The organism is Pseudoalteromonas sp. MSK9-3 (assembly GCF_003590335.1).
In the GTDB taxonomy this organism is placed as follows: Bacteria; Pseudomonadota; Gammaproteobacteria; order Enterobacterales; family Alteromonadaceae; genus Pseudoalteromonas.
Genome location: NZ_MIET01000029.1, coordinates 32,625 through 54,753 on the forward strand (window position 1 = coordinate 32,625; position 22,129 = coordinate 54,753).

Annotated in this window: 19 protein-coding genes; 10 read left to right on the top strand and 9 right to left on the bottom strand. The window is 42.9% G+C overall.

Annotated features, from left to right (window positions below):
• The first annotated feature begins 115 nt into the window (after window positions 1–115).
• The gene (locus BGP78_RS12940; RefSeq protein WP_119861758.1) at window positions 116–874 is read left to right on the top strand and encodes an NADP-binding protein; all 759 of its coding nucleotides are present in this window, start codon (window positions 116–118) and stop codon (window positions 872–874) included.
• On the opposite strand, the gene hutC is transcribed toward BGP78_RS12940, so the two are convergent.
• The gene (hutC, locus tag BGP78_RS12945) at window positions 871–1,584 is read right to left on the bottom strand and encodes a histidine utilization repressor (RefSeq protein ID WP_119861759.1); all 714 of its coding nucleotides are present in this window, start codon (window positions 1,582–1,584) and stop codon (window positions 871–873) included. The genes BGP78_RS12940 and hutC overlap by 4 nt on opposite strands.
• A 109-nt stretch (window positions 1,585–1,693) precedes the next feature.
• Here hutC and hutI point away from each other — a divergent pair, with 109 nt between their 5' ends.
• Window positions 1,694–2,920, top strand: a complete 1,227-nt coding sequence (hutI, locus tag BGP78_RS12950; protein WP_119861760.1) for an imidazolonepropionase — start codon at window positions 1,694–1,696, stop codon at window positions 2,918–2,920.
• Window positions 2,921–3,048: 128 nt separating this feature from the next.
• The gene (locus tag BGP78_RS12955) at window positions 3,049–4,710 is read left to right on the top strand and encodes a GGDEF domain-containing phosphodiesterase (RefSeq protein ID WP_119861787.1); all 1,662 of its coding nucleotides are present in this window, start codon (window positions 3,049–3,051) and stop codon (window positions 4,708–4,710) included.
• A 5-nt stretch (window positions 4,711–4,715) separates the two neighbouring features.
• Here BGP78_RS12955 and BGP78_RS12960 read toward each other — a convergent pair whose 3' ends face one another.
• Together BGP78_RS12960 and rraA are read right to left on the bottom strand one after the other, a co-directional pair.
• Window positions 4,716–5,774, bottom strand: a complete 1,059-nt coding sequence (locus BGP78_RS12960) for a formimidoylglutamase (protein ID WP_119861761.1) — start codon at window positions 5,772–5,774, stop codon at window positions 4,716–4,718.
• A gap of 3 nt (window positions 5,775–5,777) precedes the next feature.
• Window positions 5,778–6,284, bottom strand: coding sequence for a ribonuclease E activity regulator RraA (gene rraA, locus BGP78_RS12965; RefSeq protein ID WP_119861762.1), 507 nt, complete (start codon window positions 6,282–6,284; stop codon window positions 5,778–5,780).
• A 166-nt stretch (window positions 6,285–6,450) separates the two neighbouring features.
• Between rraA and BGP78_RS12970 the strand changes: the two genes are divergently transcribed.
• The 3 genes from BGP78_RS12970 to BGP78_RS12980 all read left to right on the top strand — a co-directional run bounded on the left by BGP78_RS12970 (window position 6,451) and on the right by BGP78_RS12980 (window position 10,034).
• Window positions 6,451–6,972 (top strand): phosphatase PAP2 family protein, encoded by a 522-nt coding sequence (locus BGP78_RS12970; RefSeq protein ID WP_119861763.1) that lies wholly within the window; start codon window positions 6,451–6,453, stop codon window positions 6,970–6,972.
• Window positions 6,969–8,021 (top strand): MJ1255/VC2487 family glycosyltransferase, encoded by a 1,053-nt coding sequence (locus BGP78_RS12975; RefSeq protein WP_119861764.1) that lies wholly within the window; start codon window positions 6,969–6,971, stop codon window positions 8,019–8,021. The genes BGP78_RS12970 and BGP78_RS12975 overlap by 4 nt, the downstream gene beginning before the upstream one ends.
• 132 nt (window positions 8,022–8,153) lie before the next feature.
• Complete coding sequence (locus BGP78_RS12980) at window positions 8,154–10,034, top strand: methyl-accepting chemotaxis protein (RefSeq protein WP_119861765.1); 1,881 nt, start codon at window positions 8,154–8,156, stop codon at window positions 10,032–10,034.
• A gap of 402 nt (window positions 10,035–10,436) precedes the next feature.
• Here BGP78_RS12980 and BGP78_RS12985 read toward each other — a convergent pair whose 3' ends face one another.
• The 5 genes from BGP78_RS12985 to priA all read right to left on the bottom strand — a co-directional run bounded on the left by BGP78_RS12985 (window position 10,437) and on the right by priA (window position 15,525).
• On the bottom strand, window positions 10,437–10,811 hold the full coding sequence (locus tag BGP78_RS12985) for a gamma-butyrobetaine hydroxylase-like domain-containing protein (RefSeq protein ID WP_119861766.1): 375 nt from the start codon (window positions 10,809–10,811) through the stop codon (window positions 10,437–10,439).
• Between the two features lie 56 nt (window positions 10,812–10,867).
• Window positions 10,868–12,196: an HslU--HslV peptidase ATPase subunit gene (hslU, locus tag BGP78_RS12990; protein WP_119861767.1), complete on the bottom strand. Its 1,329-nt coding sequence runs from the start codon at window positions 12,194–12,196 to the stop codon at window positions 10,868–10,870.
• 11 nt (window positions 12,197–12,207) lie between these two features.
• Window positions 12,208–12,726: an ATP-dependent protease subunit HslV gene (gene hslV, locus BGP78_RS12995; protein WP_119861768.1), complete on the bottom strand. Its 519-nt coding sequence runs from the start codon at window positions 12,724–12,726 to the stop codon at window positions 12,208–12,210.
• A 78-nt stretch (window positions 12,727–12,804) separates the two neighbouring features.
• Entirely contained in the window at window positions 12,805–13,347 is a 543-nt protein-coding gene (locus tag BGP78_RS13000) for an SPOR domain-containing protein (RefSeq protein WP_119861769.1), read from the bottom strand.
• Between the two features lie 6 nt (window positions 13,348–13,353).
• On the bottom strand, window positions 13,354–15,525 hold the full coding sequence (gene priA / locus BGP78_RS13005) for a primosomal protein N' (RefSeq protein ID WP_119861770.1): 2,172 nt from the start codon (window positions 15,523–15,525) through the stop codon (window positions 13,354–13,356).
• Window positions 15,526–15,753: 228 nt separating this feature from the next.
• On the opposite strand from priA, the gene rpmE reads away from it, so the two are divergent.
• Together rpmE and BGP78_RS13015 are read left to right on the top strand one after the other, a co-directional pair.
• Window positions 15,754–15,966 (top strand): 50S ribosomal protein L31, encoded by a 213-nt coding sequence (gene rpmE / locus BGP78_RS13010; protein WP_010366427.1) that lies wholly within the window; start codon window positions 15,754–15,756, stop codon window positions 15,964–15,966.
• Between the two features lie 558 nt (window positions 15,967–16,524).
• Window positions 16,525–17,772, top strand: coding sequence for a malic enzyme-like NAD(P)-binding protein (locus tag BGP78_RS13015; RefSeq protein WP_119861771.1), 1,248 nt, complete (start codon window positions 16,525–16,527; stop codon window positions 17,770–17,772).
• Window positions 17,773–17,886: 114 nt separating this feature from the next.
• Here the strand turns inward: BGP78_RS13015 and BGP78_RS13020 are convergent, their stop codons facing one another.
• Window positions 17,887–20,337: a penicillin-binding protein 1A gene (locus BGP78_RS13020; RefSeq protein ID WP_119861772.1), complete on the bottom strand. Its 2,451-nt coding sequence runs from the start codon at window positions 20,335–20,337 to the stop codon at window positions 17,887–17,889.
• Between the two features lie 134 nt (window positions 20,338–20,471).
• On the opposite strand from BGP78_RS13020, the gene BGP78_RS13025 reads away from it, so the two are divergent.
• Window positions 20,472–21,551: a pilus assembly protein PilM gene (locus tag BGP78_RS13025; RefSeq protein WP_119861773.1), complete on the top strand. Its 1,080-nt coding sequence runs from the start codon at window positions 20,472–20,474 to the stop codon at window positions 21,549–21,551.
• Entirely contained in the window at window positions 21,539–22,111 is a 573-nt protein-coding gene (locus BGP78_RS13030) for a PilN domain-containing protein (RefSeq protein ID WP_119861774.1), read from the top strand. The genes BGP78_RS13025 and BGP78_RS13030 overlap by 13 nt, the downstream gene beginning before the upstream one ends.
• The last annotated feature ends 18 nt before the right edge of the window (window positions 22,112–22,129 follow it).

The window sequence follows — 22,129 nt, forward strand, 5'->3', positions numbered from 1 at the left end:
GGATGTATCACCTTACTTGTTTAAGCAAAATAATCGTGAAGGCCTATTAAAGGCCTTTTTTAAGGCCATGACAGCACCATGCTGAAGGTCGATACCTGTTTTTGGAATTAAAGTTATGACGCAGTTAGTGGTAGTAGGCGCAGGTTGGTTAGGGCACCCTTTATGTCAACAAGCCAGTGAGTTAGGTTGGCAGGTTGAAGGTACTCGCCGTAGTCCTAATGATGCGGTCTCGTTTGAGCGTTATCTCGCTATGCCAAATGAACAAATAGAGCATACGTTATCATTACGCGATGCTTGGTGGGTCTGTGCTTTGCCACCAAGAGCAAGGCATGCTGATAGTAATTACTTGCCAATGTTGCAGCAGACTTTAGCACTCAGTAAAAAAATGTCGGCACGGGGGTTTTTGCTCTGTTCAAGCACTGGGGTATATAGCAATGAGAATGGTCACTATCATGAACTAAGCGCACTGGATACCAGTACCGAGCGCCAGCAATTATTGGTCAGTGCAGAAGAGCATGTTACAAAGCAAGGTGGCAAAGTGTTACGTTTAGCAGGGCTAGTTGGCCCGGGTCGAGAACCGGGTAATTTTGTCGCAGGAAAAACATTAAAAAGCTCTTCGCAAAGCTTGGTAAACATGGTTCATCAGCAAGATGTGATTAATGCTATCTTTACGGTGTTGTCTCAGTGGCAAGTAGCCCAGCCAATATATAATGTGTGTCATGAGTGGCACCCGACGCGCGCGCAGTACTATCAACAAAAATGTCATGCACTTAATACCGCAGCCCCTGAGTTTAGCTCTGCCGAGAAAGTGGAACGTATTATCGATGGTTCGGCTATTTGTCAGCTGGGATTTGCATACAATTACGCCATTTAATGGCGTTTAAAGGTTAAATGCCCACCTAATCGGTATTTACTCCCAGGAGAAATAAGGCGTGCAAAACTAACGATCCCCTCTGATGACCATGTGCGTCTTATGACCTGTAAACAAGGCTCTTCATTGTATAAACTTAACCATTGGCAAACCTCACTGGTGGGCATTATGGCTTCCACTGTGTGACGAGCTTCAGTTAAGGGGGCAACCTGTGACAGGTATTCATGCGGAGTAACGTGATTAAAATCTTGCTGTAAATAGTGTATCGCAAGTGCTGGATTGACAAACCTTTCCTCTACTTGAAGCGGTTGTTCGTTTTCATTATGTACAAGTACGCTTCGATAGACTTGGCTGTTGATCTCTACGCCCAGAGCAATTGCAATTGGTGCGACGGCCGAGATTGATTCTAACGATAAAACACTACAAGAGTAGACCCCATTGCGTGCCTGTACTTCATCAGCTATGTTTTTTATTTCCAGTAAAGAGGATTGCGACTTAAGGCTAGCAACAAAAGTCCCTAAGCCTTGACTTCTAGTGAGGATGCCTGCTTCTGTCAGCTCACTTAGCGCACGTCGAGCGGTCATTCGACTAACAGCAAATTGCTCTGCGAGTTCATTTTCAGAGGGGACACGCTGATTCTCTACCCATTTTGCTGCTTGAATATTATCAATGATATGCTGTTTTATAAGGGCAAACTTGGGTGTTTGTGTCATGGCGAGACTACCAATTTTTATGAAGATATGAATAAAGGTGGCACAGATGTCTTGTATATACAAGCAAGCTTGTTAAACTCGAACCAGATATTTTTTCGGAGTAGTAGCAATGATTGAGCCTGATTTAGTAATTACAGATGTTAACCTTGCGACAATGGATGGAGAGCGCTCAGCCCCCTATGGCATGATAGAGCAAGGGGCAATTATGATTAAAGAGGGCATGATCAGTTGGTTAGGTCGACAGGATGATATGCCTGAATTTGATGCATTGGCAACACCCGTTCACAGTGCCAAAGGGGCTTGGCTGACACCTGGACTCATTGATTGCCATACCCATATCTTGTTTGCAGGGGATAGAGCTACTGAGTTTGAGCAGCGGCTGCAAGGTGTTTCGTACCAACAAATTGCGCAGCAAGGCGGTGGTATCGCAAGTACGGTTAGAGCAACTCGAGAAGCCGATCATGAAACGTTATTTGTTAACGCCAAAGGACGTTTAAACAGTTTATTACGTGAGGGCGTCACGACTGTTGAAAGCAAAACAGGCTATGGATTAGACACCGAAAATGAATTGAAGTTATTGGAAGTGAATAAGCTACTTGCTGAGCATCATCCAATTGATATACATAGTACGTTTTTAGGCGCACACGCATTACCGCCTGAATATAAGGGTCAAGCTGATGCGTATATTGATATCGTATGTGACGAAATGTTACCTCGGGTTGCAGAGCTAAATCTGGCCAGTGCAGTAGATGTGTTTTGCGAAAATGTGGGATTTAGTTACGAACAAACTCGTCGAGTCTTTGATGCTGCGACCAAGTTAGGGTTGAAAGTGAAATGTCACGCTGAACAGTTATCTAACCAAAAGGGCACTGAGCTGGTAGCTGAGTTTGCTGGGTTGTCTGCGGACCATATTGAATACTTAGATGAATCAGGTGTGGTGGCAATGGCAAATGCAGGCACTGTTGCAGTGCTGTTACCGGGGGCATTTTATTTTTTACGAGAGACACAGTTACCCCCGTTAGAGTTGCTGCGTAAACACAAGGTACCCATGGCGATTGCGAGTGACTTTAACCCTGGTACCGCACCCCTATGCTCATTACGTTTAATGTTGAATATGGGGTGTACGCTATTTAGAATGACGCCGGAAGAAACCTTGCAGGGCGTGACATGTCATGCGGCAAAAGCACTTGGTTTATCAGATAGAGGGGTACTTAAAGTGGGAATGCGAGCTGACTTTGCCTTGTGGGATATTAGTCACCCAGCACAATTAAGTTACCAATTTGGCGTAAATGATCTGTTAAATCTCTGGATATTAGGTAAACTTACTCAGAATTAATTATTTATATTGGGGTGTTGATGTCGGTTTTCACATATGTGTGGTCCGTCACAACTATTCCTGTAATCAACGGAATGCAACAGGGGGGGATCCCCCTTCTAGCGGCGCTGCTAGCGGGTGTAGTATTGATGGGCAGCCTCGCTGTTATCGTAGTAACTAAAGCCGCAAATTTACGTATACTACATGCGTTGACTGCTAGCATAAGTCTGGCAATATTAGCGCTGAACCTAGAATGGTTACAGTATCTTTTAGGGCTTTCTCTACTTGGCCATATCCTATTTAGCCTGCGTCATAATGACGATAATTACTTATTCTTGGCCTGTTTTGCCAGTGTGATCTTTATTGTATTACTGGGTGGGCAGATTTTATGGTCTTGGCCAGGTATATTAACCGTATCAGTGGTCACTATTCTCTACTTAGGGCAATTATTGGCCTTAAATCATATTCCAGAAACGGCCCCAGCCCAACACGAAGTAGTGAGCGATCAAGCCCATGATATTCTTGGTTTACCCGATAGAGCCAGTTTAAGAGCCGCATTTACAGACTACAGAGTCACAGAACCAGGGCCTGCTATGTTAGTGATGGTTCGCCTTGAAGGCTTTGAGCAAGTGAATCTGCATTTGGGTCGAGAATTCGGCGATTTACTTTTAGCGCAGTCGGCCAATCGAATAAAGCAACAATTACAAAGCCATGATGTCGTTGCCATTGCTAATGGGAATGACATGTCACGGGTGGCGCATTTAGGTGGGCTTCACTTTGTCTTTGTCTGTGGGCTGAGTAACCAAAAACACCTGCATGAGCAGCTAATAGACGATATCATTCGCAGTACACTGAAACCTTTCAATGTGGGTAACTGTACATTGGAAGTAAGTGCGCGAGCCAGTTACGTGAATTGCGACGAAGAACTCGGCCAATTTGATAACCTGATCACCTGTGCATTCTTGGCGTTAGATAGCCAGCCTAATCGCTCGGTGTGTGCTTATCAACAGCAAATGCAAATTACGAAATTAGAACAACAAGCACGTCTTGCCGAGCTGGCACACATTGATTTTCGCAGTGAATTTGAATTGTATTTTCAGCCAGTGATCCGTCACAAAGATGGCGAAATAGAATTTTTAGAGTTGTTATTACGCTGGCAACACCCAAAGCAAGGTATTCTGGCTGCGGGTCAATTTATAGAAGATATTCGACTGGCAGGGTTGGCTGTTCCTGTTGCGTATTATGTGATTGAACGTGCAGCAGAGATTGCGATGGCATTGAGAATGGATAACATTCATATGCCACTGAGTGTGAATGTTTTTGGTCCAGAGATGTTACATGAAGAGTTCATTGAATTTCTAGATAGAATATTGCTTGAGCATCATTTGCTACCTGGGGATTTGATCATTGAATGTCCATCCGCGTTATTTATGTCATTAGATGCGCAAGGCGTGGCAATGGTCGCGCGGCTGAGAAGCATTGGTGTACGTTTGTGTGTTGATGGATTTGGCGAAGCGCCACTCATATTAGCAAAATTGCCAAAATTGAGTGTCGATTATGTGAAAGTGGGTCGCTCTTTGACCGCAGAACACCAGCAGCAGGGCCAGTTTAAAAGTGTGGTGCGTGGTATGGTAGAGATGCAGCAGCAATTGAACAGTAAAGTGATCTGCGAAGGGGTTGAAACACAAGAGCAGCTCAATTTTGTGCAAAATCTTGATACCTTTGCTGCTCAGGGTTACTTTTTTGCAAGGCCTCTGAGCAGTGTAGGTATGATCAGTTGGTTAAAACAATGGAAAATAGAACACGAGTAGATAAGTTATTGCTCAACCCGGGCTCGACTTGATAAGTAACTACATACTAAACCACTGAGCACTTGCCCTGCTTCTATCATACCTTGTGCAAGGCCCTGTGGATGATTCGCTGGAGCAGCTTCACACAGATGTAAATAAGCCACACTGCGTTGTTCTGCTGATAACGACACAAAATGTTCAGCATCATTCGTACTAAAGCCACAATTGGTAAACGCACTGACTGGCATACCGCTAATACTGTCAACGTCTACTTCAATACCCAATGGTTTATCATCGTTGAAACGCTTTAATCCGGTGGTAATTGCTTGGGTTAATGTTGCCCTTCGCGTGACTAAAATATCTTGATAGCTAGTATAAGTGAACTGCGCTTTGTGCAAAGCGTCTATGATTGCCTTGTTATTTTTTTGTTCATGCAAACCGACCACATGATAGTCATTGAGCATATTGCGCTGGTAAGCATAGTTAAATCCATTGCCACTGTGCCGACCTTCTATTGCTCTAAAGTCAGCATGTGGATCAAAGTTAATAGCATTACATGATTTACCACTTACTCTGTGCAATGCCTGTAAAATACCAAAACAATTATTGTGACCACCCCCAATAATAATGGGTTCCAATCCTGCTGAAAATATTAAGCTTAGGATATCATTGACACGCTGATCTATTTCGGCGCATAAATCTCGTAACTGTACTAGCTGATCAGGGTGCGTGTTGCACAAGTCCGCACTGGCTGTTTGTAAGTCGTCACAAACTATTTCACCTAATAGCAAGACGTTTTTTGGGTCTAAAAATTGGTTACACGGGAGGTTTAAGAAACGTTTTAAAAAAGCCTGCCACCCAAGGGTCGCACCACCTTGGCCGCAATTTGCTCTAGGGCCGATATCTTCGTTTACGCCAATAAGTACGTACTTTATGCCAAAAGCAGCGGCATCTTTTAGTGCCTGTAAGGTGGCACTGTTAGTATCTAGGAAGGTGAGTGATTGCCAAAATTTACGCTCATTCTCACGTTCTGTGACGAGGCTGCTAATGTCAGCCTCATGGTAAATATGTAGGTATTCTGTCATGGTTTACGCGTCTAGGGTGTCATCTACTTCAAGGAGTAATTCTTCAGCTGAGATAATAATCCCAGTACTGTCAGCATATAAATAGTCGTCGTCGAAAAAGGAGACTCCTGCAAAATTCACGGGAATACCTTGCTCACCAGCCCCTGAGCTGTCGGCCGATACAGGAATTGACGTAATAGCTTGAATACCGATATTACATTCTTCAAGTTCGTCCACATGACGCACTGCGCCATAGACAACAATGCCTTGCCAGTTATTTTCAACAGCCAGTTCAGCAAGGTCAATATCAATAAGGGCACGTCTCGTTGAGCCACCGCCATCTATTAGCAATATGCTATCGCTCCCATCTTGCTCTAACATTGACCTGATCAATTCGTTATTTTCAAAACATTTTACAGTTTGAATACGGCCACTAAAGGCGGTTTGTCCACCAAAGTTAATAAACATAGGTTCGAGAACATCAACCACGTCAGCAAAATGATCACACAGGTCGGAAGTGCTGTAATCCATACTTTAAATCCTCTGAAAAATAACAAAAGTCAGTTTCAGTATACTCCCATAAATGGTCATAGCAATGCTAAACAGTAACTTACATATTAGTGTCGCAAAACTGTCACCGCTTTGTTATTTAGCTCTTCTATGCTGAAAATGTAGGCAAATAACAGGTGCACATACTATGAAAGGCAAATTAGCACAGTTAGACACAGTATTATATTTTGCGGTGTTTACACCGAGCCCAAAGCATTGGTGGAGAGTCGTTGCATTGGCTTTTTCCAAAAGTGGCAATGGCGGCTTATATATTTTATTGGCATTAGTCTGTGCGTTGTTTTTTGAGCAACTGGGGCAGCAGTTTGCATTGACGGCTATTTTGGCGTTTGCGATTGAGCGCCCGCTGTATTTTTATCTGAAAAAGCGTATTGCCCGAGTGCGGCCCTGCGACTGTTACGCGTTAAAAGCACTATTAACACCTGCGGATAAATTTAGCTTACCTTCTGGGCATAGTGCAGGGGCATGGCTTTACGCCGTGTGCATTGTGGAGCATTTGTCGGTGCATTGGTGGTTATTGTTTACATGGGCAGCAGGGGTTTCTTTGTCCCGTGTCGTGGTCGGGGTACATTACCCACTAGACGTTGTGGTGGGAGCTTTGATGGGGATCGGCTGCGCGAGTTTATCTATTTTTCTAGTAGGGATGTTATGAAAATATTATATGGCGTACAAGGCACTGGCAATGGCCACATTACCCGCGCCCGAGTTATGGCGGAGTGTTTTGCAAGAAAGAATGTGGATGTTGACTATATATTTTCAGGTCGTGACAGCAACAAGTATTTTGATATGGCATCTTTTGGTGATTATCAAACTAAAACTGGGCTGAGTTTCAGTACGCGTAACGGCCAAGTGAGTCAGATTGACACTCTAAAAAACATTAAGCTAGGGCAGTTTGTTAAAGACGTACGTCGTTTAGAAATAGACCAATATGATCTAGTGTTCAATGATTTCGAACCTGTCAGTGCATGGGCTGCTAAGCTTGCTAAAATTCCTGTCATTGCGATGAGCCATCAAGCTGCGTTTCTTAGCCCAGAAGTACCCATGCATAGTAATGGCTTTTTAAAGCGTACTTTTCTAAAGCAATTTGCGCCGGCAGATATTCATCTTGGCGTACATTGGCAGCCCTTCTCTAAAAATATAATTCCGCCTTTCATTCCTTATGAAAAACCGATTAACACTTGTCGTTCGATTGAAAATAAAGTCTTGGTTTACTTGCCGTTTGAAGATTTAAATCGGGTCTTGGAGTTGTTACGAGATTTTCCTGACAAGGAGTTTTATTGTTATCACCCGGATGCGAAAGATTGCTCAAAAACACACATTCATTTACGAGCGCCAAGTAGAGAGGGGTTTCTTAAAGACTTAGCCAATACCAGTGGGGTTGTAGGTAATGCCGGGTTTGAGCTCTCAAGTGAGGCACTGAAATTTGGGAAAAAATTATTGCTCAAGCCGTTAGAGGGGCAATTTGAACAGCATGCGAACGCACAGACACTACAAGACATGGGGTTTGCGCGTGTCATGCACTACTTAAGTTCAGATGCACTTGAAGAATTTTTGGCTGAGCCCAGTGGGAAGAGTATCGATTTTCCAGCTGATCCGTGTGTTCTGGTTGATTGGCTGCTTTCTAAGCAGTGGCATGACTTAGACACATTACATCAATCACTTTGGCAAGGGTTGTTAGTGCAACCTCACAAAGCTGCTTAACCTGCTGCTTTACCCTGTATTTTTGCAATAGTTAGGCTGGCTTTTTTCTTTAATGTAATGCATTTCTAATACGCATTGGCACATATTCTCGGCTATACTGTCCGTTAGGTAGCAAAAAATATAGGTAACAGTATGGCCTTATTGGAAAATTTAACCATTAAACGACGCTTGCAACTGAATGCCCTTGTTGTGGGTATCGCAATGTTAGTGATGCTATTCGTGATAATTCTAGAAGCAAAAACAATGCTTAGACTCAATGAAACCATTGAATATGCTGAAGAATTAGACATTCATGAATTGGCTATGCGTAAGTATGAGAAAAATTTCCTGTTTTATAAGGACACGGACGCCCTAGAGAAATTTGAAGCAGAGTATGCAAAATTACAGCAAAAAACCGTGTACTTAGCGGAAATATTCACTGAGTTTGATATCGACGCAACACAACTCAATGAATTCAAACGCCTGGCAGCGGCCTATAATCAAGATTTTCATGCTGTTGTGGAACTGCAAAAAGTCATTGGTTTACACCCTAAAGATGCGCTATACGGGGAGTTAAGGGGGGCAGTACATAAAGTTGAGACATTATTAAAACAACGCAAAAACTTTGAGTTACTGACCACAATGCTGCAGTTAAGGCGAGCAGAAAAAGACTTTATGCTGCGATTTAACCTTAAGTACTTAACTAAGTTTGATAAGTTGATTGCCACTTTTAACACACAAATTACACAGGCTGGATTTGATCGGTCATACCAAGATAATTTGCTGGCGTTAGTGGCTGAGTATCAACAAAAGTTTGGGGCTTTAGTCAGTGCACAGCAAACATTAGGGCTAAGCCTTGACGACGGTGCGTTGGGTAAAATGAAAGTTAATGTACAAAAAAGCGACCAAGTGGTTGCCGATATTGTAGAGCAAACCAAACTAGAAATTAAACTCAATGCTGATCAAACCCAATTTATGGGTATCTCAATATTTGTTGTTGCTGCCGTCATCGTAATGATTTTAGTGCTATTAACGAGCCGCTCAATCATTCACCCAGTAGAGCGTGTTTATCAAACTATTGAGCGAATTCGCCGTGAAAATAATTTGGGTGTAACGATTGAGCAATCTGGCAATGATGAAATAACGGTGATGACGCGTGATTTTAATAGCTTAGTGGGAGATTTTAGGATCCTCATTTCAGAGGTTAATTCAGCACTCGGGACGATTAATGATGCAACGCAGCATTTAACAGAAACAACGGCACAAACTAGCTCTGGTATGCATGAGCAGCTACATGAGGCTGATATGGTGGCTACCGCAGCGACTGAAATGCAGGCAACCATTCAGGATATTTCTCACAATACAGAAGCTGCTGCGCAAAAAGCTGAATCAACTAATAATAACGCCCAACAAGGTCGTAATGAAGTAGATGCGACCATTAAGCACATTATGGTTTTATCTGACTCACTTGCGGGTGCGTCGGATGTGGTTTCTCAGTTAGAAAAAGACGGTGAAACGATTGGTTCTGTTTTGGATGTTATTCGCGGTATTGCGGAGCAAACTAACTTACTTGCATTAAACGCGGCGATAGAAGCAGCGCGAGCAGGTGAGCAGGGTCGCGGATTCGCAGTGGTAGCAGACGAAGTTCGTTCATTGGCACAGCGCACACAAGACTCTACACAAGAGATTGAAAGTATCATCTCGACATTGCAACAACGCACGAGAGAGGTTGTAAATATTATGGAGCAATGCCGAGTACAGGGTAGTGAAAGTGTCTCGCAGGCTGAGAAAGCGGGTGAGTTACTGACATCTATAACAACAGATGTACAAACTATTATGGATATGAGCACGCATATCGCCACTGCCATTGATGAGCAAAATCAAGTTGCCTCTGAAGTGAATAAGAATGTAGTGCGCATTAGAGATATTGCACAAGTTGCGTCTGAACATGCGCAATCTAACGCACAAAGTAGTGAAGAAGTCTCAGAACAGGCGAGTGTGCTTCATCAGGCAGTTGCAAAATATAAAGTGTAAACGATTTATAGAGGATAAAAAACGCAGCATAAGGCTGCGTTTTTTTATACCTAAAATAGAAGGATATATCCGAGCCTTCGATGGGTAGAGCACTGCTTTGGCAGGAAACCAACGATGTTAAGTCAAGTAAATAACCTCAGCTCTGGGTAAGCGAATTTGCCCAATAAAGCTATTTTTCTCACTCTCGGCGTTGCTTTCATTTGCAATAGCTCGCTATTACTGCATAAAAGCGCCTTGATATTGAGAAAAATATCATCATTGGATTGTAGTTAAGTTTGTTTTCAAAACATTTTCTATTCCAAAACCCTTATCCAAGCCTGAGGTTAAATATGTTTTAACTCACACGGAATGCGTGAAGATTACCGTAATATATTTTCAGAACCGGATGTTTAGGTGTTAAGACTACGGCATGAACTTAATGGGAACGCTGTGAGCTTGTTCGTTATGCTGAGCGACTCTATCGCAGTAGGTTTGCCAGTAAGTTGTGTGGTTTACCCCTAGCTCTCGTAAGTATTGCCAACTAAATAGGCCTGAATTATGGCTATCATCAAAGCTGAGCCTGACGGCATAATGACCCACCGGATCGAGCGCGGTAATTGTGACAGCATCTTTATTTAACACGAGCTTACTTTGCTCAGCGCCATGGCCTTGCACTTCAGCAGAAGGTGAGTGGGTGCGCAGGTACTCACAGGGTAATGTGTAAATAACATCGTCGTCAAAGTGAACATCTAGTTTTTTACTTTTACGATGAAAATGTAGTTTCGTAACTAAATACATAACAATGAGTCCATAAAAAACGGAGCAGAAGCTCCGTTTTATCATACTTGTACTGCTTATAAAATAAAGCGGCTTAAGTCTTCGTCTTGCACTAATGCATCTAGATGCTGTTCAACATACTGTGCATTAATTTCAAGTGCTTCGCCATTGCGCTCCGAAGCATCAAATGAGACTTCTTCCATCAACTTTTCCATGACCGTATGTAAACGACGGGCGCCGATGTTTTCCGTTTTTTCGTTTACATGCCATGCAGCTTCGGCAATACGAGTCAGTGCATCTTCTGTGAAATTAATATCCACTTGCTCTGTTTTCAATAGCGCTTGCTGTTGCTCTGTTAAAGAGGCATGTGGCTCAGTAAGAATACGTTCAAAGTCTTTTGCCGTTAGGGCTTCAAGCTCAACTCGGATTGGTAATCGACCTTGTAACTCTGGGATCAAATCAGATGGCTTTGACATCTGAAATGCACCAGATGCAATAAATAAAATATGGTCAGTTTTTACCATACCGTGTTTTGTACTGACGGTTGAGCCTTCAATCAGAGGGAGTAAGTCGCGTTGTACACCTTCACGGCTCACATCTGGGCCTTGTGCTTCACCGCGTTTACAGATTTTGTCAATTTCATCGATGAAGACAATACCATTTTGCTCAACAGCAAAAATAGCTTGCTCTTTAAGCTCTTCAGGATTCACCATTTTAGTAGCTTCTTCTTCGATGAGTAGCTTAAAAGCATCTTTGATTTTTAGTTTGCGACTTTTCTTTTTCTCACCGGTCATGTTCTGGAACATGCCCTGTAGCTGATTGGTCATTTCTTCCATGCCAGGAGGGGCCATGATCTCAACTTGAGGTTGGGTTTCAGCAATATCAATGTCGATTTCTTTGTCGTCTAGCTGACCTTCACGTAGCTTTTTACGGAAAACTTGGCGCGTAGAACTGTTTTCTGCGGGCTGTGATTCGCCCCACGCATCTTTAGCTGGAGGTAATAATGCATCAAGGATACGTTCTTCAGCCGCTTCCTCAGCCCTATGTTGATGCTTTTTAGATTGCTGCTCTCGTGTCATTTTAATTGAGATATCAACTAAATCACGGATGATGGTTTCAACTTCTTTACCAACATAACCGACTTCGGTGAACTTAGTTGCTTCTACTTTCAAAAAAGGTGCATTAGCCAGTTTTGCTAAGCGACGTGCAATTTCAGTTTTACCAACACCAGTTGGGCCAATCATTAAAATGTTTTTTGGTGTTACTTCAGCACGTAAGTCGTCGTTTAACTGCATACGACGCCAGCGATTACGTAGCGCAATTGCCACGGCTTTTTTCGCTTTATTTTGACCAATAATATGTTGATCTAGTTCGTGAACAATTTCTCTTGGGGTCATTGCGGTCATGGCAATTCCTCTTACAATTCTTCGATAGTTTGGAAGTTGTTGGTAAATACGCAGATATCGCCTGCGATCGTAAGGCTTTTCTCAACAATTTCAACGGCGCTTAAATCGGTATTCTCTAATAATGCAGTGGCTGCTGATTGGGCAAAGTTACCACCGCTACCAATTGCGATTAAGTCGTTTTCAGGTTGCACAACATCACCGTTACCGGTGATGATCAAGGAAGCGGTTTCATCTGCCACAGCAAGCAATGCTTCTAATTTACGCAGAGCTCGGTCACTACGCCAATCTTTGGCCATTTCTACAGCCGCTTTGGTGAGGTGTCCTTGATGCATTTCAAGTTTACTTTCAAAGCGTTCAAATAGAGTAAAAGCATCTGCGGTACCGCCGGCGAATCCAGCAAGTACTTTGCCGTTATATAAACGGCGTACTTTGCGGGCGTTGCCTTTCATTACGGTATTACCAAGTGACACTTGGCCATCTCCGCCAATAACAACTTTATTGTCACGACGGACGCTTACGATGGTAGTCATAGTATTCCTTAATAGAGAGGCTGTGTGTGCCTCGTATTAAATTTAATTACAACATAGATGAGGGCGGTTGGACTAAAATCAAGTCCAACCCCAAATAGCACAGCCAACAATGTGGATCCGCTTTAATTTGTTTTTGTCACTTTCTGCTTTTCGCTTACTATCATAAGGCCCTAAGCGAACGCGATACCATACTCCGTTACTGCCCTCTGTACGGCGAATTTCTGCAACCAGTCCTGCAAAGGCGATTTTGGCTTTTAGCGCTTCGGCTTCAGAATATTTTCTGAGTGAAGCACATTGCATTTGATAGGGTCCTTTGCGTTTTATTTCTTTTACATCAACCTTTATCTCATGATTTTTAATTTCTTCTAAAAACTCAGGAGGGCGAGGTTTCTCAAGTGCGGTTTCTACAGGCTGAGTGATGGGCGCTTGTTTTTGAACTTGTTTCACGTGAACAGGGTCGGCATTAGTTTTGATGTACCAAAGCCCATATACGAATCCGGAAATTAAAACGAGTGCAGCGATCGCTAAAAACACAGGGAACGGTTTACGTTGTGAAACCTGCTTATTGTTTTTGCCTTTATTGCTGTTCGGCTTTCTATTTATATAATCGTGCTGTGCCATAAATTACTAATAGGTATCCGTGGGGTCTACGTCAATGCTCCATCGAATCCTATTTGCTAACTTATGCTCGTTAATATAGTTCATTAGCTGAGCAAGGTAGCTATGCAAAGTAGGTCGTTCTGAGGCTTGAATGTGTAATTGGTATCTGTATTTTCCAGCTACGCGCTCCATAGGGGCAGGCACCGGCCCGAGTAATTGTATACCAGAGTATGGGTTTACAGGAACCAAATCTGCTAAAAAGTCGATTACTATTTTAGAATTAGTCCCTTCAACTCGTACTAATGCTAAATGCGTGTAGGGAGGAAGCGCGGCTTCTTGACGTTCTTGTAAGGCATATCGGGCGAAATCTTGGTATCCGTTATTGACCAGATCTTGTAATAAAGGGTGTTCTGGGAAGTGAGTTTGCAGGAGAACCGTCCCAGGTTCGCCACTTCGTCCAGCACGCCCCGCAACTTGGGTTATCAATTGTGCCATGTGCTCTGTTGCTCTAAAGTCACTCGAGTAGAGCCCGCCATCTACATCTAACATAATAACCAAACTAACATCCGCAAAGTGATGGCCTTTGGCGAGCATTTGTGTTCCGACTAAGATGCGCTTGCCTCCAGCGTTGATGTCTGCAAGAGCGCTTTCTAACGCGCCTTTTTTACGGGTTGAGTCTCTATCGATACGACTGATAGGTGTATCTGGGTAGTGTTGTTGTAAAAAATCTTCTAATTGCTCTGTGCCAAGCCCAACGGGCATAATTTGGGTGCTGCCGCAGTCAGGGCATTGGGCTGGTACGTAGCTTTGCTGTGCACAATGATGACAAACTAAACGTGCCATGGCTTTGTGAAAGGTTGTACTGGCTGAGCAGTGAGAACACTCACTCAACCAACCGCATTCATGGCATAGCAATGTAGGGGCATAGCCACGACGGTTTAAAAACACCATGACTTGTTTACCGCGCGCCAGTGTGTGCTCGATGTTTTTAAGAGTGGCAGGCGCAAAACCGCTTTGTTCAGCTTGGCCCTTCATATCGACAAGTAAAAATTGGTTATCTGCTTTTGTTTGCGCTCTTTTTGATAGGGTCAGTAACTGAAACTTTTTATCAATGGCTTTATGCAACGTTTCTAAGGCGGGGGTCGCTGTGCCCAAAATAAGAGGAATATTTGCACGAGCGCATCGATATACCGCCAAATCGCGAGCATGATAGCGTAAACCGTCTTGTTGTTTGAAAGAACTATCATGTTCTTCATCAACGATGACCATGCCCAAATTTTTGAATGGGAGGAAAATACTCGATCGGGTGCCAATGACTAAGGCGCAGCTGCCTTGCTCTGATCTGCGCCATACGTGTAGGCGTTCATTGTCAGTTAAATTTGAGTGCCATAAATCTATGGGGGTATCAGGGAAGCGACGACGAAAGCGGTTAACGGTTTGAGGCGTTAAGCCGATTTCAGGCACCAAGATTAATGCTTGTTGCCCTGAGTTAATGATGTCTTCGAGACACTGTAAATAAACCTCAGTTTTACCACTTCCTGTGATCCCTTCTAACAAAAATGATTGGTAACCCTGATGTTGGTTAATGACGCTGCAAGCGGCAGCTTGCTCTTCGTTTAAGCGGGGCTTAGAGGATATTGCCCTTGGTGAAAGCGCCCATTGGGTATCATGTGCTAAATATTGTTTGATAAGGGCCTTTTCTTGTAAGCCATCAATTTGTTGCTTGGTAAAACCTAATGCTTTTAGCTCTGTAATGCTTGAAGCGCCAGATGCATGCAATTGCGCTAATAGCGCTTGTTGCTTTTTTGAACGAAGCTTAGGCGCGTTTAAGCCTGCATCAGTTAAAGTAACGGTGGCAACGGTCGTTTTGTCGGGGTGTTCCCCACTGCGCAGCGCACCAGGCAAAGCGGTAAATAGGGTTTCGCCTAATGGGTGACAGTAGTACTGTGCTGTGAAGCGCAAAAAGGCAATATGCTGCGCGGATAACACTGGCTCATTATCAATAATATGTGTGATGGGCTTTATTTTATTTTCAGGTACTTGTGAGTCGCTTTTCAATGCAACCACCATTGCGACTAAACGTCTATTCGCAAAAGACACTTCGACTCTAGAGCCAACAGATACAGATTGCCCATCGTCTAATTTATAATCAAACGTACGGGGCAGAGGGACCTTAATAGCAACTTCAACAAAAGACATTAAAAACTCACATTCACTCGGATATGATCAATTTACTAGAGGGGCGTCTAAAAACCCAGTTTAAACTGCTTATATAAAAGCAGGTTGGATGAATTTTAGCTAAATAGTGTATTTAGTGCTTGTAGATTGGGCTGTAGTTACATAAAATACGCGTCCAATTATTTGTATAACTACGTATGGTGCCAAACTTCGGGTTTGGAGAGCGATACGGCCTAACCAGAGGTTGCTATGAAAGAAGGTATTCACCCTAAGTACGAAACGATTAACGCATCTTGTTCATGTGGTAATAAATTTGCGACTCGTTCAACACTATGTAAAGATATTCACCTAGACGTATGTTCTGAGTGTCACCCATTCTATACTGGTAAGCAGAAAATCTTAGACACAGGTGGTCGTGTTGATCGCTTTAACAAGCGTTTTGGTTCTCTTAGCAGTAAGTAAGACCACACGTTTGATGAAAGCACCTACGGGTGCTTTTTTTGTGCCTTTAATTTAATAATTTTTCAGTCGAGTTAAAGCTCTAATTTATATTATCTATATTCAATATTGAATTTACCTCATTTCACTTTTCCTCAAGAGCTTCTATAGTCGTAGAGAGTACAAGACGGATTTTTTGCGTACCTTTGTTAGTTTTATGCATAAAAATTCGGTGTGCCATTATGTTACTTGTATGCTTATTGTTTTTAAAATTCATTAAAATCTTTTAAATGCAGAGATTTGCTGACTTTTTTGTTCTATCTCGACGGTTTTGAGTGTGACGGCTAAGTTGGGTTGTTTTTCACTCAGCGAAGATGGAATAAAAGCCGGTTTTGAGTGATTTTAGATGAATAAAAGCAGATAAAATAAGTTAAATAGCCGTAAAAATCTGTGAAAATGCCTTGAATTAGTAAGTACAGGATTGACCTGATATTGCTTGAATATATTTGCAAACAGGGTATTGTTGACTTAATTGCGGAATTTCACTCTCACTTTTAACTTCTTGCAGGAATATATCGCGTCATGTCAGACTTTCGTGAACAAGCTCTACATTATCATGCTCATCCCGTTCCAGGTAAAATCAGTGTTGAACTGACTAAACCAGCGGAAACCGTTAAAGACTTAGCCTTGGCATATAGCCCGGGTGTTGCAGAACCTGTGCGTGAAATCGCCGCCGATCCTGCCAATGCATATAAATATACCGGTAAAGGTAATATGGTTGCAGTGATCAGTAATGGGACTGCTATTTTAGGTTTGGGTAATCTCGGCCCTCTGGCTTCAAAGCCGGTGATGGAAGGTAAAGCGCTATTATTTAAACGTTTTGCGGGATTAGATTCAATTGATATCGAAGTCAAGCATCGTACTACAGAAGACTTTATCAATACGGTTGCCAATATCGCAGACACATTTGGTGGTATTAATTTAGAAGACATCAAAGCCCCTGAGTGCTTTGAAATAGAGAAAGCGTTGATTGAGCGATGTGAAATCCCCGTTTTCCATGATGACCAACATGGTACTGCGATTGTTACTGCGGCTGGTATGCTCAATGCGTTAGAAATTCAGGGTAAAGACATACAAGATGCGATCATCGTATGTTTGGGAGCCGGCGCTGCGGCCATCGCATGTATGGAACTATTAATTAAGTGTGGCGCACAACGTGAACACATCTATATGCTCGACCGCAAAGGGGTGATTCACACGCGTCGCGACGATTTAAATGAGTATAAACAATTATTTGCTAATAATACGGATAAGCGTACGTTGCAAGATGTGATCTCTGATGCAGATGTATTTGTTGGTGTGTCTGGTCCAGATTTATTGTCTGCAGATGATTTAAAGCTTATGGCAGATAAGCCTGTGGTATTTGCATGCTCTAACCCAGATCCAGAGATCAACCCAGAGCTTGCACATAGCGCACGAACCGATCTGATCATGGCAACGGGTCGTTCTGATTACCCGAATCAGGTGAATAACGTATTATGCTTCCCGTTTATTTTCCGCGGTGCGCTCGATGTGAGGGCGACGGCGATTAATGATGAAATGAAGATTGCTGCGGTTGAAGCCATTCGCAGTATTGCGAAAGAGCCGGTGCCTGAGCAAGTGTTGACTGCAGCTGGCGTTGAGAGCTTGGAGTTTGGTGCACAGTATATTATTCCAAAGCCAATGGACCCACGTTTATTACCGCGTATAGCGAAGGCTGTTGCACATGCTGCAATCGAGTCAGGGGTTGCGAAAATTGAGCTTCCAGCAAACTATATGGCTGATTTATAAGCCTAATTTATTGATAGATTAGCCTCAATTCGCATCAATGACTAAAAAGCCAATCAGATAAATGATTGGCTTTTTTTGTATTCCGCTATCACGAGGGGCTTAATAACAAATGGGTTAAAATAACTCATCCTGTATTGGCAAAGGATCATCAAATGGTGTACTTGCGCCTTTATCTAATACATATTTTGTCGGCACGGTACCTGGCTCAAAATATTCGAAACGACTGGTGTGGTCATTCTTATGACTCAGTAAACCCGTTTTTAAATCAATGCGTACTGAGATTAAACCCGGTGGAGGCTCAATGGGCGCGAGAGGCTGGTTGTTAAGCGCTGTGCGCATAAATTCAATCCATGCAGGTTGTGCAGAAATCGCCCCGGATTCGGCACCTACCAACTGATTTTTGCCTAGGTTGTTATTGTATGATGCACGGCCTAGAGGCTTACTTGCGTCATCAAAGCCAACCCACACCGTAGTTAACACATTTTGATTAAAGCCACTAAACCAGGTATCTATCGATTCGTTAGTGGTTCCTGTTTTACCAGATAAATCTCGGCGTTTTAAATTCTGTGCGCGCCAGCCAGTGCCTGTCCAACCTGTTTTGTGGCGCCAACTGCCTCCACCCCAAATTGCACTGTGCATCGCACTGGATACTAAAAAGGCATTTTGCTCTGAGATCACTTGTGGCGCGCAGGTATGAGAATTTATTTCTAATTGTTCTTCATCACAGGCGATAAGCGGCTGTGCTGAGCCCAATGTATTGCCATAGGCGTCTTGAATTTCACTAATAAAGTACGGATCGATTAAGTGCCCGCCATTAGCAAAAGTACTCATTCCTCTGGCCATCTCCAGTGGCGTCATTGCTGCACTGCCGAGCGCTAGGGATTCACTGCGATTAATGTCTTCATCTTGAAAACCAAATTTAAGTAAGTGATCAGCACTTTGATCTAATCCGACGCCTTGTAATAACCTCACCGATACAACGTTTTTTGATTGAGCAAGTGCACGACGAATTCTGATCGGGCCGCTATAAACATCGGGGCTATTTCTCGGACGCCATGCATAGCGCTGGCTTTTATCCCAATGATTGATCGGGGCGTCGTTAATAATGGTCGCAAGTGAGTAGTCACTTTCCATAGCTGCTGAATAAATAAAAGGTTTTATGTTTGAACCAACTTGTCTTTTTGCTTGCGTAGCTCGATTATATTGGCTCTGTGTGAAGCTATAGCCGCCCACTAAGGCTTTTATTCTGCCATCTTGTGGGTCTAATGAAACCAGTGCACTTGAAGGGGTAGGGTATTGGCTCAATTGCCACTCATTCTGATGCTGTCTCAGCCAAATTTGCATACCGGGTGCTAAGATATCACTGGCTGTTTTGGGTGGTAAGCCTTGGCGAGTTTGTGAAATAAAGGCGCGTGCCCAGCTAAGACCAGCCCACTCTATGGTGTGGTACGCGCCTGATTTAGCCAGTACAGTTGCAGATTGTTCAGAGATACTTGCCACAACTGCGGCATGTAACGGGGCAATTTCTTTAACGGATTTCAAGTGGGCTAATATCGCTTGTTCAGTCCAAGGTGTCTCGTTCTCAAATTGCCACAACGTTTTTTCAGGGCCTCGATAACCATGACGCATATCGTATTTATGTAAGTTATTGACTAGCGCTTGCTGTGCTGCGGCTTGAATATCAGACTCGACGCTGGTAAATACTCTAAACCCACTATTGTAAGCTTTATCCGTCCCATAGCGCTCCACCATATAAGCGCGAACCATTTCGGAAATATAAGGTGCGTAAAGCTCTATTTCTGCACCGTGACGCTGTGCGGTGATAGGCGCATTTTTGGCTTTCTCATAGGTTGATTTATCTATGTATTTTTCTTTATACATTCGACCTAATACAACGTTACGGCGTGCTTTTGCTCGTGTTGCATTACGAATTGGGTTAAGTGCTGAAGGCGCTTTTGGCAGTCCGGCTATCATCGCCATTTGTGGCAATGTGAGTTCATGGAGCTCTTTTCCGTAGTACACCTGCGCGGCTGCACCAATCCCAAATGCCCGATGCCCTAATTCAATCTTATTAAGGTAAAGGGCGAGTATTTCGTCTTTAGAAAGCAGTTGCTCAATATGTAATGCGATAAAGATTTCTTTTACTTTACGGATATAGGCCTTTTCACGTGTAAGGAAAAAGTTTCGAGCGAGCTGCATGGTGATGGTGCTGGCACCTTGCTTCTTTTCACCTGTACTGACTAAGACGATGAAGGAGCGTACAATACCGATAGGATCAATACCAAAATGTTCGTAAAAGCGATTGTCTTCAGTGGCGAGTATGGCATCTATAAGGGGCTGTGGAATGTCTTCAATTTTTACTGGAATACGTCGTTTTTCACCAAATTGATTGATGAGCTTGCCATCTTTGGTAAAAACTTGCATGGGAGTTTGTAATTGTACCTCTTTAAGTACCTTTACACTGGGGATATCAGATTTGACATAATAATAAAGACTGATTAATGTTAACAGACCTAAAATAGTACAAGCGATAAAAAACTGTAAAGCTCTCTTCAATATAGTCACGGAATATTCCCTAGTTAGACTCCCAATTATAGGTAGACACTGCTAGTATATCTTGAATAAAAAATGATTAATAATAATTGTGCGTATAATTATAACTTGTTCATACATAAAACAAAGGATATTAAGCGACAGCCATGCTTAGCAAACTCTTCAAGAAACAGGCACCAATGATGTTCGGTATCGACATTGGCTCTCATTGTGCCAAAGCCGTGCTGCTGTCAAAGTCAAATGCGGGTTATCGTGTAGAAGCAGTGGCGATTGAGCCTATCCCAAAAGGTGCAATATCGGAGCGTGCAATTCAAGATATTGAAGCCATTGGACGAGTTATAAGTAAATTAAAAAAACGTTTACCAAAACATACGCAATATGCTGCGGTTGCTGTGTCTGGCCAGTCGGTGATCACTAAGGTGATTTTTATGGATGTTTCATTAACCGATGCTGAATTAGAGTCGCAAATTGCGATAGAAGCTGACAGTTTGATCCCTTATCCACTTGATGAGGTAAGCTTGGACTTTGAGAAAATCTCGGTGAATGAAGCGGATCCTTCACGGGTCAATGTATTGCTCTCCGCTGCGCGTACCGAAAGTGTTCAAGCTCGTGTTGGTGCGCTAGAAGAAGCAGGTTACAAAGCGAAAGTAGTGGACGTCGAAAGTTATGCGCTGGGTCGCTCGCTCGATGTATTATATGGACAATTGCCATCTGATGCGTTTGATAAGGTTGTTGCTGTCATCGATATTGGTGCGGTGATCACCTTAGTTAGCGTGATCCAATCTGGTAAAGCAATTTATACCAGAGATCAAGTGTTTGGCGGGGAGCAATATACAAATAGTATTGTTGCCTACTACAATAAAAGCTTTGATGAAGCTGAAATTGCAAAAACAACTGGGGATTTACCTCCTAACTATACGTTTGAAGTATTAGCGCCATTTCAAACTGCATTGCTGCAGCAAGTACGCAGAGCGGTGCAGATGTTTATGACGACCAGTGGAAAAGACCACGTAGACTATGTTGTATTAACTGGCGGCACAGCTTTAGTTGAAGGGTTAGATAGATTATTGGTAGATGAGTTAGGCATTCACACGATTGTTGCAGACCCTTTTGTGGACATGGAAGTGTCTCCCAAAGTTGATAGAAATGTATTGCAAAGGCATAAACCGCAATTCGCTATTGCCACAGGGCTCGCATTGAGGAGCTTTACATCATGCCACATATAAATTTATTGCCATGGCGCGAACAGCAGCGTCAGGCTTCACAACAAAAATTCTTAACCATTATTGGTTTAATTGTTGGGGTTGTTTTTTTAGTGATGTACTTTATAGGTGCATTTTATGATGGCTTGACTGCTGGTCAGAACATCAAAAATAATTACTTGAAAACAGAAATTACTAAATTAGACACTCGGATTGTTGCAATTAATGATTTAAATAAGAAAAAAGACAATTTGCAACGTCGTATCCGACTCATTGAAGAACTACAAAGTAACCGAAATTTGGGCACTCAGATTATTGATGAGATCACACGTGTCGTGCCTGCTGGGGTATACCTCACTAGTTTGGAAAGGCAGGGTAACTTATTGAAGGTGATAGGGCGTAGTGAATCTAATAATCGTTTATCACAAATGTTAAGACAAGTAGAAGCATCCTATTTACTTGAGCGTCCGGTAATACAGGGGATTGTCGCTGGAGAGCAGCGCTCAAGATTATTAAGTGATTTCACTATGCATTTTTATGTGAAATCGTTTAAGCAAATTGAAGCATCTCAGCGTGAGCAGTAATTTAAAGGCGGCTTAAAG

What these genes read in the sequence shown, in the direction of transcription:
- BGP78_RS12940 (WP_119861758.1), top strand. Translation starts at nt 116, where the DNA reads ATGACGCAGTTAGTGGTAGTAGGCGCAGGTTGGTTAGGGCACCCTTTA.
- hutC (WP_119861759.1), bottom strand. Translation starts at nt 1,584, where the DNA reads ATGACACAAACACCCAAGTTTGCCCTTATAAAACAGCATATCATTGAT.
- hutI (WP_119861760.1), top strand. Translation starts at nt 1,694, where the DNA reads ATGATTGAGCCTGATTTAGTAATTACAGATGTTAACCTTGCGACAATG.
- BGP78_RS12955 (WP_119861787.1), top strand. Translation starts at nt 3,049, where the DNA reads ATGGGCAGCCTCGCTGTTATCGTAGTAACTAAAGCCGCAAATTTACGT.
- BGP78_RS12960 (WP_119861761.1), bottom strand. Translation starts at nt 5,774, where the DNA reads ATGACAGAATACCTACATATTTACCATGAGGCTGACATTAGCAGCCTC.
- rraA (WP_119861762.1), bottom strand. Translation starts at nt 6,284, where the DNA reads ATGGATTACAGCACTTCCGACCTGTGTGATCATTTTGCTGACGTGGTT.
- BGP78_RS12970 (WP_119861763.1), top strand. Translation starts at nt 6,451, where the DNA reads ATGAAAGGCAAATTAGCACAGTTAGACACAGTATTATATTTTGCGGTG.
- BGP78_RS12975 (WP_119861764.1), top strand. Translation starts at nt 6,969, where the DNA reads ATGAAAATATTATATGGCGTACAAGGCACTGGCAATGGCCACATTACC.
- BGP78_RS12980 (WP_119861765.1), top strand. Translation starts at nt 8,154, where the DNA reads ATGGCCTTATTGGAAAATTTAACCATTAAACGACGCTTGCAACTGAAT.
- BGP78_RS12985 (WP_119861766.1), bottom strand. Translation starts at nt 10,811, where the DNA reads ATGTATTTAGTTACGAAACTACATTTTCATCGTAAAAGTAAAAAACTA.
- hslU (WP_119861767.1), bottom strand. Translation starts at nt 12,196, where the DNA reads ATGACCGCAATGACCCCAAGAGAAATTGTTCACGAACTAGATCAACAT.
- hslV (WP_119861768.1), bottom strand. Translation starts at nt 12,726, where the DNA reads ATGACTACCATCGTAAGCGTCCGTCGTGACAATAAAGTTGTTATTGGC.
- BGP78_RS13000 (WP_119861769.1), bottom strand. Translation starts at nt 13,347, where the DNA reads ATGGCACAGCACGATTATATAAATAGAAAGCCGAACAGCAATAAAGGC.
- priA (WP_119861770.1), bottom strand. Translation starts at nt 15,525, where the DNA reads ATGTCTTTTGTTGAAGTTGCTATTAAGGTCCCTCTGCCCCGTACGTTT.
- rpmE (WP_010366427.1), top strand. Translation starts at nt 15,754, where the DNA reads ATGAAAGAAGGTATTCACCCTAAGTACGAAACGATTAACGCATCTTGT.
- BGP78_RS13015 (WP_119861771.1), top strand. Translation starts at nt 16,525, where the DNA reads ATGTCAGACTTTCGTGAACAAGCTCTACATTATCATGCTCATCCCGTT.
- BGP78_RS13025 (WP_119861773.1), top strand. Translation starts at nt 20,472, where the DNA reads ATGCTTAGCAAACTCTTCAAGAAACAGGCACCAATGATGTTCGGTATC.
- BGP78_RS13030 (WP_119861774.1), top strand. Translation starts at nt 21,539, where the DNA reads ATGCCACATATAAATTTATTGCCATGGCGCGAACAGCAGCGTCAGGCT.